The following is a 13,393-nucleotide window of genomic DNA, read 5'->3' as shown; positions in this document are numbered from 1 at the left end:
CTAAGAGAGTAAGAAAGAATACTCTCCGAGAAAAGAATAATTGCTGTGTAAAACTTGGAGCCGGGAGGCTCCTTTTTTGTTGGAGGTGTTTTCGTGAAAACAATCGCCCTTGCAAATCAGAAAGGCGGCGTCGGCAAGACCACCACAGCCGCCAGCCTTGCCATTGGTCTTTCCCGGCAAGGTAAAAAAGTCCTTTTGGTGGACGCAGATGCCCAGGGCAACCTGACCCAGATGCTCGGCTGGCCGCAGCCGGATGAGCTTTCCCCTACGCTGGCCAATCTCATGGGCAAGATCATCACCGACCAGCCCGTCAGCGCCAATGAGGGCATCCTGCATCACGAATCCGGCGTTGATCTGCTGCCGGCAAACATCGAGCTGTCTGCGCTGGAGGTCACGCTGGTCAATGCCATGAGCCGTGAAACGGTCATGCGGCAGCTTTTGTCCACCGTGCAGGATCGTTATGACTATGCCCTCATCGACTGTATGCCCTCGCTGGGTATGCTGACGCTGAACGCACTGAGTGCGGCAGACAGTGTGATTATCCCGGTGCAGGCGCATTACCTTCCTGCAAAGGGTCTGGAACAGCTTTTGAGGACCGTTGCCCGAGTGAAACGGCAGCTCAATCCCAAACTGGAGATCGACGGCATTGTGCTGACGATGGTGGACGGCAGAACCACCCTGGCAAAAGGCATCAGCGAACAGATCAGGCAGGCATACGCCGGTCGGGTCTTTGCCAGCGAGATACCGCGCTCTATCCGCGCTGCCGAGGTCAGTGTGGAAAACAAGAGCATTTATGACCTCGACCCAAACGGCAAAGCGGCGCAAGCCTATGAAAATCTGACCAGGGAGGTGCTGAACATTGGCAGGCAGCCTAAAAAACATCGGTCTGACCTCACTCGATGACCTGTTCAAAACCGACGAGCAGCGGCAGGCAGATGCGCAGGAGCGAGTGCAGATCGTACCCGCTGACCAGGTTTTTCCCTATGCGCGTCAGCCGTACTCCATCGACCGCCCCACGCAAGACCTCGCGCAGCTCATGGACAGCATTGAGCGCGTAGGTATTGCCGAGCCGCTGATCGTCCGTCCCCGCGATGGCGGCGGCTATGAAATCATTGCAGGCCACCGGCGCGACTACTGTGCAAAGACCATCGGACTTGAAACCCGACCGGTCATCGTCCGGGAGTACAGCGACGAGGACGCCGACATTCTGGTGGTGGACTACAACATTCACCGCGATGACCTGCTTCCCAGCGAGAAAGCCAGGGCTTACAAGCTGCGGCTGGATGCTATGAAACGGCAAGGAAAGAGACTTGATTTAACTTCGACCCAAGTTGGGCCGAAGTTTGTTGGTACGAGAAGCAATGAAGATTTAGCTCATCAAGCGAATGAAAGTAAAACGCAAATCCAGCGCTATATTCGTCTGAACAGCCTTATCCCATCTTTGCTTGAACGGGTAGATAGCGGCACTCTGAAATTTGTTCCTGCGGCGGAATCTATCTCATACCTGACCGAAAAAGAGCAGATTTATCTGGCGATGGTCATGGAACGCGACGAGGTGTCCCCTTCCATGGATCAGGCCAAGCGGCTAAAGCAGCTCAGCGCCGAGAGAAAGCTGGCGGAAAACATCATCGACCTTATCATGCGGGAGGAAAAACCGCTGGAGCGGAAGGTCACGCTGCGGAATGACAAGTTGGAGCGCTTTTTCCCCAAGAACTACACGCCGAAGCAGATGGAGGATGTCATTCTAAAGCTGTTGGAAGGTTGGCAGCGCAAGCGCCAGCAAGAGCAGGAGCGATAGGAGGTGCAAAAAATGCGAAGGAATGAATTGCCCGACACCTGCCTTTCCGTCCTGGCATCCACAGGGCAGCTTATCATCATCAAAAAAGGAGAGCATGGCTATTATCCGACCGATTGGGACACCGGAAATCGGGCAGAAAACCGGGAAATCGCTGACACCCACAACAAGCGGCGCGGCATTTCGGATATTCAGGAGACAGCCATGATCGCAGGCTCCATGTTCGGCTGGACCTTGCCGGGAGCCTCGCCGCAATGGTATCTGGACAACGCAAAGTATGTGAATTCCAATACTACAAAGGGACATATCAAAGATCCTGTTCTGAGTGCGTATTATCCGTTCAACGATTTCCTGCTGCGTTATGAAATCATGGGGAAACAGCGGCTTTATCTGCCAATGTCTGCCCTGCCGAAAGAGTTGATGGGTGCCGATGCTCAATTTGTCATGCAGCCCGACTTGGTGCTTGGAATGCCGGTCATGCCAGTAACGGCAACCTTTGGCGATAACGGAAGCTGTACGATTCAGTTGGAGGACGGCAGCTACACCGCCGAAAGAGAAATCAACGCAGAATATCAGATCACAGCGCGTGTTCGCGTCGGCAATGCCGAGTTTGTCGTAGGCGAACACCCCAAAGCTCCCGACCGGTTTGTAACATGGGAGCGCAACTGTCAGAACGATGGCGACGGCCCGCCCAATTACTACAGGGGACATTACGGATTAGACCGCGCCGCCATCATTGAGGACTTCTCCGAAAGGGTTAGCGCAGAGCATCAGCGGCTGCATCCTGCCCCGGAACGCAATGCCGGAAAGGAGCGAGGTGAAGCCCGATGAAGTACATTCGCCAGCTGTCAGCAGATGCGCCGCTATACGAACAGCAGGACACCTGCGTAATCTGCGGCAGGTATCTGCCGGAGGGCAGCGGCATGGTGTGTCAGGACTGCATGGCCACTGTGGACGAAAAATATGCCGCGTATCAGCGGCAAGGAGGAAACAAATGAACCAGGAACCTGTTTTAATCAAAGGCGTAGTGGCATTCCCTAATCCGAACGGAAATCGGGAAATCCGATTTATCGACGCCTTCTATCACGATCTTTTCAAGATTCCCGACCATAGCAGTATCGTCATAAACTATCTGGACGGGGGCAAGCGGTGTGTTCCCTGTGAGTACATCGACGATACTCATGTGGATACCCAATGCTTTCAGGAGCTGTACTACCGGGCGGACGAGAAGTACAACGGACGCTTGCCCGTGCCGGTGCGGGTCATTCAGGACGAATGGGCGAATGTGGCCCAGCCAGACAGCTATCCCAAAATCCTTGCCACCTGCCGCAGCTACAACATCGGGCTGAACATCATTGTGCAGAACATCCAGAACATCAAGGCGCTGTACGAAAAGGAATGGGAGGGCATCATCGGCAACTGCGACACGCTGCTGTTCCTGGGCGGCGGCAACGAGCCGACCTCTCTGGAGTTCATGTCCAAACTGCTGGGCAAAGAAACGCTGGATACCCGGACACGGGGCCAGACCAAAGGGCGCAACGGCTCCAGCTCCACCAACTACCAGCAGGCGGGGCGTGAGCTGATGATGATCGACGAAATCCGCATGATGGACACCGACGACGCCATTCTGCTGATCCGTGGCGAAAAGCCTGTGCTGGATAAGAAATACGACATTACGCGCCACCCCAACTTCAAGAAGTCTGCGGCAGGCGGCGCGGAACCCTATGTGCATAAACCGCAGGAGGCACCGGACTATGCGCTGCCCGATCTTCCTTACGAGTTCCATGCGCTGGACGATTACGATTTCATTGAAATGGAGGACTCTCAAAATGAACAAGAAGAATGATACTCCCCGGCAGCTCCATAAGCGCGGCAAGCTGCTGAAGCGTGGCTACTGGACGGGCGCGGCAGCAGTGCTGATGCTCTGCGCCCTTGCGACGCCTGCATTTGCAGCGGGCAGCGACCCTCTGACCATCGTCAACAACCTCTCTGACTTCATTTTCAGCATCATCAAGGCGCTGGGCGTCATCATCCTCGGCTGGGGCATTGTGCAGGTGGGTATGTCCATCCAGTCCCACGATGCCAGCCAGAGAACACAGGGTTTTCTGTGCCTGTTCGGCGGCCTGCTGATTGCCTTTGCAAAAGAAATCCTGACGGCCATCGGTGCAATCTAAAAAAGAAGAAGTGATGGCTTCTTTCGGGAAGTCATCACTTCTTTACAGCGGATTATTCTGAGCATCTTCTAACTGCTTCTCAAATTCCTGCACTTCCGCAGGCTCTGCGGGACGAATCGCTTCTTTTCCGCAGTCCGGGCAGCGGTTTGGCACGGAATGACGGGAAAACAGAAAATGACAATGCTCACAAACATATACCATTTTCATCACCGGCTCTCATTATAACAGCCTGGGCAGATGCTTTCAATAGGAGGTGAACACTTGGACAACAACTGGATCGTAGACAATTTGGAAAATGCGTTGACCACATGGAACGAGAAGCTGGCAGAGATGTGGACGCTGCTGACAGAATCGCCCCAGACCTTTAAGGGCGGCACGATCTGGAGTACGGTAACGACCATCAACGGGGCCATGCAAGCCATTGGCTACGGACTGCTGGTGCTGTTCTTTGCCATCAGCATTTTCAAAAGCTCTGCAACCTTCCGGGACTTTCAGCGCCCGGAGTATGTGTTCAAGCATTTCATATACTTTATTCTTGCCAAGCTGGGTATCACTTACGGCATGGATTTGATGGTCAATATCTTCGATGTCTGCAATGGCATTGTGGCGACCGCAGCAAGCAGCGTGGGCGGCATCACAAGCGCATCGGCAGCACTGCCGCCTGAAATCATTACGGCGATTGAGGATGTGGGCTTCCTCGCCAGCATTCCTCTGTGGCTGGTCACGCTGCTGGGCAGCCTGTTCATCACGGTACTGGCATTCATCATGATTTTGACCGTTTATGGGCGGTTTTTTAAGCTCTATATGTATGCCGCCCTGTCGCCGGTGGCGCTGGCTTCCTTTGCGGGCGAGCATACCACCCATTTCGGCAAGGCGTTCCTGCGGAGCTATATCGGCGTGTGCATGGAAGGTGCGGTCATTGTGCTGGCCTGCATCATCTTTTCGGCCTTTGCGTCCAGCGGAACGGTCGTTGTTGACCCGGATGCGTCTGTTGTGACACAGGTCTGGAGTTATCTGGGCGAGGTCATCTTCAATATGCTGGTGCTGGTTGGCTTGGTCAAAGCCGCTGACCGCATTGCAAAGGAGATGTTTGGGCTATAGAAACTATTACCTCAAATGCTGTTGTGCTTTAGTTGAGGCCCTTTCGACAGCCGTCATTATTGTGGATTGTTTCACAGCATGGTATAATGGGTTCGGCAAATCGAAATTTGATGTGTGATTCTCCGTTTGTGTGCTTTCTTCTATCTTGGGAAGGGCAGAAATTCAATGCCTATTGATGAAGATACTATTCGCCTATCTGATGGCTGTTTTTTCACCGCAGAAAAAATGGGCCAATGTTCAGGAGTCATTATTTAGTATTGGTTCTATTATACACTCTTTCTGAAAGGAGGCACGAGTATATTGCTATTTCCTCGATTTCCTCATAAGCTCAGCGATGGTCAGCTTGGCCTAATGCTGTTGGTCATCATCCCTGTCATATTTGGCTTGTTCTGGCTTTACAATGCTTACCGTCTGGGTAGACTCAAATGGAAACCAAAGGGGCAGGCGAACCCTCGCTTGGTTTGCCTGGTCATTTTGTTTATCATTATTGTGAGCGTAGTGCTACTATTGGTAGCTGAGTAGTCAAATTCTGTTTGCTTTTGTTTCTTCGCCAAGCCCACTTGTATTTATATTGTATAGTTTATTATGGAATAGCAATCCATTAGTTAACGGATTCGCAAATTCCAATTTATCGGGCAGCCCTGTTTGGGGCTGCCCTTTCTACATAGGCACAGAATGAATCCTAAAAGAATAGGACGGTGAATCTTTCATGGAAATCAAAATCAACAAAGAAATCCGCAACTACAAGGAAACGATCTTTTTCGGCCTGCCCATGCGCCAGTTTGTCTGTGCGGTGCTGGCGGTGGGCGTTGCCGTTGGCCTGTATTTCGGCATGAGCCGAATTGCAGACCGGGAAACCGTCAGTTGGGTGTGTATTGTGGGCGCGGCCCCCATTGCCGCTGCCGGTTTCTTTCATTACAACGGACTGACGCTGGAGAAGTTTCTGTGGGCGTGGTTTAAGTCAGAGTTTCTGATGGCGGGAAACCGTGTGTGGAGGTCCGAAAACTACTATATGGACGCAGTACAGTCGGAGGTGAAGAAGCGCAAATGAAATTCTGGAAACCCAGCGCAGAGCGGGATGCTTTTTCCGTCCCGCGCAGCGTTCAAAAATCTATCCCTATCAAGCGCGTCTATAAGGACGGCATCTTTGAAGTCAGCGGCAAGTTTTCTAAGACTTGGCGCTTTTTTGATGTCAATTACAAGGTGGCGTCCCCGGAGAAGCAGGAGGACTTGTTCAAGGCTTACTGTGCCTTTCTGAACGCGCTCCCGGTCAATGCCACCGCCAAAATCACGCTGTTTAACCGCAGATTAAATCAGCGGGAGTTTAACGCAAACCTGTTCATGCCCTACAAGGGCGACGGGCTGGATCAGTACCGTGGGGAGTACAACGACCTGCTGGCAGACAAGGCCGGAGACAGCAACAATCTCATTCAGGAGAAGTACATCACGATCTCTACCGAAGCCAGAAACTACGAAGAAGCAAAGGGCTTTTTCAACCGTGTGGGAACCGACCTTACTACCAGTCTGTCCCGTTTGGATTCCACCATCCGCGAAATCAATCTGAACGAGCGTCTGCGCCTGTTCCATGACTTCTTCCGTCCCGGCGAGGAGCAGGAGTTCCATTTTGACCTGAACGAAACCATGAAGCGCGGTCATGACTTCAAGGACGCTATCGCGCCGGGGTGCCTGTCCTTCAAAAAGAGCTATTTTGAGATGGACAACTGTTTTGGGCGCACCCTGTTTCTTCGGGATTATGCCAGCTTCATCAAGGACTCCATGATTACCGAGCTTATGGACTACCCCCGGAACATGATGCTCTCCATTGATATTGTCCCCATCGGCATGGATGACGCCATCAAGCTGGTGGATAAGGTCATTATGTCCGTGGACTCCGACGCCAACCGATGGCAACAGCGCCAGAACGCCCACAACAACTTTACGGCGACGCTGCCCTATCAACTGGAGCAGATGCGGCAGGTAGGCAAAGAGTATATGGATGACCTGACCGAGCGCGACCAGCGCATGATGCACGGCGTGGTGACGCTGACGCACCTTGCGGACAGTCTGGAGCAGCTTGACCAGGATACCAAATCCTTGCAGACGCGCACCGGCAACTGTGAATTTGCCGTCCTCAACTATCAGCAGGAGGACGCCTTGAACACGGTGCTGCCCTACGGTCTGCGCCGCATTGATGCTGTCCGCACTCTGACCAGCGAAAGCACCGCTGTCCTCATGCCCTTCAAGTCGCAGGAGATCCAGGACGCGGGCGGCATTTATTACGGCGTCAATCCCATCTCCCACAACCTCATCATCTGCAACCGTGGCTCACTGATGAACGGCAACGGCTTCATTTTCGGCGTGTCCGGCTCCGGTAAATCCATGGCGGCAAAGCAGGAGATCACGACCCTCGCCCTTGCCACTGACCATGACATTATCATCATAGACCCAGAGCGGGAGTATGGCCCGCTGGTGCGGGCGCTGGGCGGCGAAATCATCACCATTTCCGCATCCAGCGACACCTATATCAATGCCATGGACATTTCCAGCGAATACGGCGGCGGTCAAAACCCGCTGGCGCTGAAAAGCGACTTCATCATGTCCCTCTGTGAGCAGATCATGGGTGCAGAGCAGATCAGCGCGAGGGACAAGTCCATCATTGACCGCTGTACCGCCAATGTGTACCGGGAGTACATCAAGACCTATAAGGGCGACCCGCCCACGCTGAAGGATTTGCATGACGATCTGATGCGCCAGAAGGAGCCTGCCGCCCATGACATTGCGCTGGCGCTGGAGCTGTTTACCACCGGCACCCTGGATGTGTTCGCCCACCAGACCAATGTCAACTCCAGGAACCGTATCCTATGCTTTGACATTCAGGACTTGGGCGAAAATTTGAAGCCCATTGGCCTGCTGGTCATGCTGGACGCCATTATGAACCGTGTCATCGCCAACCGTGCCGAGGGCAAGTACACCCATGTCTATATCGACGAGATCTATCTGTTCTTCGCAGGCAGCAGCATGGGCGGCGCGGGTGACAATGTGAGCAAGTACAGCGCGGAGTTCCTGTATAAATGCTGGAAACGCTTCCGGAAGTATTACGCGACCCTGACCGGCATTACGCAGAATGTGGAGGAATGCCTGCGTTCTGATACTGCCCGCATGATGTTCGCCAACAGCGAATTTCTGCTGATGTTCAATCAGGCCCCCAATGACCGCGAGGTTCTGGCTCATATTCTGAACGCTTCATCCGCCCAGATGAGCTATGTCAGCGACAAGCCGCCAGGACACGGCTTGATTAAAGTGGGCGGTGCAATCGTGCCGCTGGTCAATGAGTTCCCGAAGGACACCAGCCTGTATTGGCTGATGACCACCAAACCGGGAGAAGGATAAAGAAACTGCGGGCAGAGCGTCATGCTCTGTCCGCGATTTTTTTATAGGAGGTAGTATGGCGGATATAAAAACACGCCCCGCTATGGACAAGCCCAAGGCTTTGAACCGGGATTTTGTCCCCAAGGAAGCGGGCAGTATCTGGAAAGCGCACCACGATCAGCAGGAAGCCCAGCGCGGCCCCAAGGAGCGTGGGAGCGTTCAGTATGCCACCGATCAAGTGGAAACGACCGGCAGGCGGAGTGCGCTTGCTACTGCCGATGGAGGACGCAGAGCTATCCGGCAAATCAAGAAGCGCTATGACAGGGGTGAGTCGGTCGGACAGGGAAAAACGGCGACCGAGCCGAAAAAGAACAATCCTTCAGAAGAAAGAGCGTACCAAAGCAGCCCTTATGACAGCCACTATCCCAGCGCACGGAAGGACGGAACACGGCAAACTGCCGAACAGCACCATGTGGAGCTGGGCATGGAAAAGGTTGTGGAGGATCATTTTGAAAGTGTTGCTGAGTCAGGAATCCACAGCAGCTTTGAAGTACCGCGCGCCCGGATGCGCCAGTACGATGTACCTGCTTCACCGCAGTCTACCCCATTGGAGCAGGGGCGGAAAAAAGCTGTCCGGGATGTAGTGAAAAAGCGTCAGGCAGCACAGCACATATTGGATGGCCACGGAGCTGCTTCGCGTGTAGAGCAGGCTGCTGTTACGCCCGGTAAAGTTGATCGTCCACAAATCAAGACCCGTCAGAGCAGTCACGGAGCCGCAACCCACAAGCAGAATGCGATAAAAACCGCCATGGGCGAAAAAGTCGCAGAGCCGATCAAGGGAACAGCGGCAAAGGCGACGCAGAAAACGCGGCAGGCCGTGCAGCGTAGATTGCAGCGGAAAATGGTCATGCAATCCGCAGGCTCCACACAGAGGGGTGTGCGCCAGCTTGGGCAATGGGCAGCGGCGGCAGCAAAGGCCATCGTGCATACAGTCAAAGCTGCCGTCAGCGGACTTTTTGCGGCAGGCGGCGGTGTGGTAGTGCTGATCCTTCTCCTTTTGCTGATTATGGTGGGCGCTATCGCGGCGTCCCCCTTTGGTATCCTCTTTTCCAACGAGAACAGCACCCCGGACGCCGTGCCGATCTCTGCGGCCATTGCCCAGGTCAACTATGATTTCAACGCCCAGTTGGAAGCGCTGCAAGGAGCCGATACATACGATGATGTAACCATCGCCGGTGAAATGGCGGACTGGGTGGATGTACTGGCGATCTTCGCGGTTAAGACTGCTGGCAGCAACGATGTGGACGCAACGGATGTGGTGACGATGGATGCTGACCGCGTGAACCGCTTGAAAGCCGTCTTTTCGGACATGAACATCATCACCAGCACCGTTGAAACCATCCACCATGCGGACAGCGACCCGGACGATGGTACAGACGATAGCTGGACGGAGAAAATCCTGCATATCACAATAAGCGGAAAGACGGCGGTGGAGATGGTGACGGAGTACGGCTTCACGGCACAGCAGATGACCGTCGTGAACGAGCTGCTGGCACAGCGGGATATGCTGGAGGAGCTGATCGGCAACCTGACCGCTATCAGCGCGGACGCCGCTGACATTCTCAGAAACCTTCCTGCAGATTTGGCACCGGAGCGCCGCGAAGTCATCAAGACGGCCTGTTCTCTTGTCGGCAAGGTCAATTACTTCTGGGGCGGAAAGTCCCTTGCGATGGGATGGGACAGCCGCTGGGGGACGGTGCAAAAGGTCACAGCAGACGGCAGTTCCAGCACCGGAACCTGCCGCCCATACGGTCTGGATTGTAGCGGCTTCGTCGATTGGGTGTTCTACAACGCCACGGAAGGAAACTACATCATTGGTCATGGCGGCGGCGCGGCCAGCCAGCATACCTACTGTACGGCAATCTCCTGGGCAGACGCGCTTCCCGGCGATTTGGTATTCTATCCGGATGACACCCATGTGGGAATCGTCGCCGGTTGGGATGAAAACGGCAATATCCTCATCGTCCATTGTGCCAGCGGTTATAACAATGTGGTTATTACCGGGAAAGAGGGGTTTACTTCCGTCGCCCGACCGCAGTATTACGCCCAATAGCAATAAAAACTCACGGTGCAATGCGATTTCAATAATTTTCGCGTTGCACCGTGAGATCGGATGTTTAACTTTTTAGTACTCTCTTTAGGTCAGTTTACAAGGAACTACACGCAGACCGTGAAACGGGCTGCTGACAACAAACGGCGCTATGCTCCCGGCTGGGTGCATAGCACCTGTTTGTTGCGGGGGTTTCCAAAGGGGGCAGCGCCCCATTTGGCACACGACTTTGCGGAGCAAAGTGTAGTGTGTTATACGCTCTGTCGGCGTTGCCCTGAAAATACCGTTGCCGCCGGGGAGGGCAAGGGCATTTGACGCGGCAGGAAAGCAGGGCTTTGTTTGGGGCTGGTAAGCCGGAAACAAAGGGCTGATTTCAGCAGCAGACAGGGCGTATTATGAAAGCCCCCGTCCCTCGTCCTCCGCCCCCGGCCTATGGGACAAAAAGTCCCAAAGCTCTGGACACCGTGACCAGATGTGTGGCCACACTCCGGGAAAAGTAGCAGGACGGCAGGAAACCGTCAAGGCTGAAATGAATGGGCTGACGCCCGGCCTTGACCGTTCCCCGCCGCCCCGCTGGATGGGTGGACAAGGTGGCCAATCCCTAAAAGTGTTTGGCCGCACTCGTTCATTTTGGGGCCTTTCTTCTCCCAAAATTGAAATGGGCGGGAAAGCCCTAAAATGGCTTTCCCGCCTTGATTACCCATTAGCAAAGACGGGCGAGACTGTCAACGGCGGCGCTGAAAGCGCCGTTCATCTTGACCGTTGACTGGCTCGCCTGGCTTTGCTACTGCCCGTAAGAGATGGAAAAACAAGATGGAAAACAAGGTTAAAAATGGTTGACAAGTCTATCGGATGTGTGTTATACTGTGCGACAGTTTGAGATTGGAAGGAGGCTTACGTGTGTTAATTTGTGTACGCTAATAAGCAATAAAAAGTAGAAGTACCTTTCCACATGATGGTGGGCTTTTTTTGCGTGCGTATGCAAAGGAACACGTAGGTTTGACACGAGCAGTCTTTGAACTGTATCGTGGTGTTTTTTCGTGCTTTGTTGTTATGCAGGCGTCTGCCCTCTCTGTGGGACAACGCCTGCTTTTTATTGCAGAAACAAAGGAACAATGCAATAAAAAAGGAGGTTCGCATTATGACCCAAAACAACAATTCATGGAGAAAAACTTATTTTACACTTCTTGCCGGACAAGCAATATCCTTTATTAGCAGCGGTATTTTGCAAATGGCCATTATCTTTTATTTGGTTGCGAAAACTAATTCTGCAATCATATTGACGGCGGCAACACTGATTGGATTTTTGCCGCAAGCCTGTTTAGGCCCGTTTGCAGGTGCTTTTGTTGACCGGCACAGCCGTAAAAGCGTAATGATTGGTGCGGATTTGATAATTGCCGCCGCTGGCGGTATTCTGGCGCTGGTGGCGTTTTACATGGAATTGCCCGTATGGTCTATTATGGTTGTCCTGTTAATCCGAAGTGCGGGAACTGCTTTTCATTCTCCAGCATTCAGCGCAGCAACACCTATGATTGTGCCAAAAGAGGAACTTACAAAATGCGCTGGTTACACGCAGACCATGCAAGCAGTAAGTGCGATTATCAGTCCAGCTGCCGCAGCGTTTTTATATGCTGTTTGGCCTCTTAATGCAATTATATTGTTAGATATTGTGGGTGCAATCCTTGCCTGTGTGACTGTTGCGATTTCGTCCATACCAACGCCTGAACTATGTCCAGAAACGAAAAGACAACAGTTTTTACAGGATATGAAAGAGGGGTATGTGGTATTAAAGCAAAACAGGGGCCTCTTTGCTCTGCTCTGGATTGGTGTAATTTATATGTTCTTTTATATGCCAATCAGTACGCTTTTTCCTCTCATCTGTATGTCATACTTCAAAGGAACACCGGCCCATGCCTCTGCCGCTGAAATTGCTTTTGCGGTTGGTATGCTGCTTGGCGGAGTCATTCTGAGCATTTGGGGCGGTTTTAAGAAACGGCGGTACACCATCGGTCTTTCCGTTCTCCTGATGGGCGTTAGCAATATGCTCTCCGGGCTTTTGCCGCCAGACGCATTTCTTGTCTTTGTTGTGTGCTGTACTGTTATGGGAATTTCCGCTCCATTTTACGGTGTGCAAAATGCGATTTTTCAAGAAACGGTCAAACCAGAATATCTGGGGAGAGTTTTTTCTCTACTGACAAGCGCCGCTTCCCTCGCCATGCCGTTTGGCCTTGTCATTTCCGGGCCTCTGGCGGAGCGGCTGGGAGTTGAGAAATGGTTTGTCATTTGCGGAATTGGCATTATCATCGTTGCGCTTGCCGTATTTTTACTACCCGGTTTGAGAGAGATTGACAATACGCAATAATCAACTGCACCTTTTTCTATTACTAAACAAAATGCCTGGCTTTTATTATTTAGAAGAAAGGATATAAAAATGAAACGTTTACCTAAATATACGCCTGCGGAAGTACGGAATGATCCATACGGATTTACTTACAAAGAAATGTCGGAAGTTATTGGCGAGAATGAAGCAAAAGCCTTATATGAAGAATTATATAAGCAATTACCACGCAAAAAAAATCTATCAATGTTGGTAAAAAATATTTGCAAAAGCAGTGATACTGCCCAATTCGCTTCAACGGACTGCCCGTTTCGGATGAACGGTGCGGGCAGTTCGGTTGAAGCGGTGTGAGTTATGGCTTGAAATTATTACCTGTTCAGGGGTGTCAGATCGCGCATGTTTTTGCCGTTCATTTCCAGCCGGTAGGAGTTATGCAACAATCGATTTAGACAAGCGTCAGCGTAGGTATGTTCCTGGAACAGGTCGTACCAGGCGTTCACCGGGAA

14 protein-coding genes are annotated in these 13,393 nt (G+C 52.6%); 12 read left to right on the top strand and 2 right to left on the bottom strand.

The window, feature by feature from the left end:
- Positions 1-93 precede the first annotated feature (93 nt).
- From JQM68_RS10000 to JQM68_RS09975, 6 genes are all read left to right on the top strand, one after another.
- Positions 94-903, top strand: a complete 810-nt coding sequence (locus tag JQM68_RS10000) for a ParA family protein (protein ID WP_328283729.1) — start codon at positions 94-96, stop codon at positions 901-903.
- A complete protein-coding gene (locus tag JQM68_RS09995; protein WP_235222862.1) occupies positions 860-1,798 on the top strand; it encodes a ParB/RepB/Spo0J family partition protein in 939 nt (312 codons plus the stop codon). The genes JQM68_RS10000 and JQM68_RS09995 overlap by 44 nt, the downstream gene beginning before the upstream one ends.
- 12 nt (positions 1,799-1,810) lie before the next feature.
- Complete coding sequence (locus tag JQM68_RS09990; RefSeq protein WP_235222861.1) at positions 1,811-2,626, top strand: hypothetical protein; 816 nt, start codon at positions 1,811-1,813, stop codon at positions 2,624-2,626.
- Complete coding sequence (locus tag JQM68_RS09985) at positions 2,623-2,793, top strand: hypothetical protein (protein ID WP_235222860.1); 171 nt, start codon at positions 2,623-2,625, stop codon at positions 2,791-2,793. Before JQM68_RS09990 ends, JQM68_RS09985 begins: the two co-directional genes overlap by 4 nt.
- Positions 2,790-3,641 (top strand): type IV secretory system conjugative DNA transfer family protein, encoded by an 852-nt coding sequence (locus tag JQM68_RS09980; RefSeq protein ID WP_235222859.1) that lies wholly within the window; start codon positions 2,790-2,792, stop codon positions 3,639-3,641. Before JQM68_RS09985 ends, JQM68_RS09980 begins: the two co-directional genes overlap by 4 nt.
- A 73-nt stretch (positions 3,642-3,714) precedes the next feature.
- Positions 3,715-3,969: a glutamyl-tRNA amidotransferase gene (locus JQM68_RS09975; protein ID WP_459558692.1), complete on the top strand. Its 255-nt coding sequence runs from the start codon at positions 3,715-3,717 to the stop codon at positions 3,967-3,969.
- A gap of 42 nt (positions 3,970-4,011) precedes the next feature.
- On the opposite strand, the gene JQM68_RS09970 is transcribed toward JQM68_RS09975, so the two are convergent.
- Positions 4,012-4,176, bottom strand: coding sequence for a hypothetical protein (locus JQM68_RS09970; RefSeq protein WP_235222857.1), 165 nt, complete (start codon positions 4,174-4,176; stop codon positions 4,012-4,014).
- Between the two features lie 54 nt (positions 4,177-4,230).
- On the opposite strand from JQM68_RS09970, the gene JQM68_RS09965 reads away from it, so the two are divergent.
- The 6 genes from JQM68_RS09965 to JQM68_RS09940 all read left to right on the top strand — a co-directional run bounded on the left by JQM68_RS09965 (position 4,231) and on the right by JQM68_RS09940 (position 13,238).
- Positions 4,231-5,070, top strand: a complete 840-nt coding sequence (locus tag JQM68_RS09965) for a hypothetical protein (RefSeq protein ID WP_235222856.1) — start codon at positions 4,231-4,233, stop codon at positions 5,068-5,070.
- A gap of 709 nt (positions 5,071-5,779) precedes the next feature.
- A complete protein-coding gene (locus JQM68_RS09960; protein ID WP_235222855.1) occupies positions 5,780-6,121 on the top strand; it encodes a PrgI family protein in 342 nt (113 codons plus the stop codon).
- Positions 6,118-8,460, top strand: coding sequence for a VirB4-like conjugal transfer ATPase, CD1110 family (locus JQM68_RS09955; protein ID WP_235222854.1), 2,343 nt, complete (start codon positions 6,118-6,120; stop codon positions 8,458-8,460). Before JQM68_RS09960 ends, JQM68_RS09955 begins: the two co-directional genes overlap by 4 nt.
- 55 nt (positions 8,461-8,515) lie before the next feature.
- Positions 8,516-10,552 (top strand): C40 family peptidase, encoded by a 2,037-nt coding sequence (locus JQM68_RS09950; RefSeq protein WP_235222853.1) that lies wholly within the window; start codon positions 8,516-8,518, stop codon positions 10,550-10,552.
- Between the two features lie 1,138 nt (positions 10,553-11,690).
- On the top strand, positions 11,691-12,911 hold the full coding sequence (locus JQM68_RS09945; protein WP_002584949.1) for an MFS transporter: 1,221 nt from the start codon (positions 11,691-11,693) through the stop codon (positions 12,909-12,911).
- A gap of 69 nt (positions 12,912-12,980) precedes the next feature.
- On the top strand, positions 12,981-13,238 hold the full coding sequence (locus JQM68_RS09940; RefSeq protein WP_459558691.1) for a hypothetical protein: 258 nt from the start codon (positions 12,981-12,983) through the stop codon (positions 13,236-13,238).
- Between the two features lie 17 nt (positions 13,239-13,255).
- Here the strand turns inward: JQM68_RS09940 and JQM68_RS09935 are convergent, their stop codons facing one another.
- A complete protein-coding gene (locus tag JQM68_RS09935) occupies positions 13,256-13,387 on the bottom strand; it encodes an ATP-binding protein (RefSeq protein WP_235222898.1) in 132 nt (43 codons plus the stop codon).
- Positions 13,388-13,393 lie beyond the last annotated feature (6 nt).

The organism is Oscillibacter valericigenes (genome assembly GCF_021531435.1).
Lineage (GTDB): Bacteria > Bacillota > Clostridia > Oscillospirales > Oscillospiraceae > Oscillibacter > Oscillibacter valericigenes_B.
This window is presented reverse-complemented; position numbering and strand designations above follow the sequence as displayed.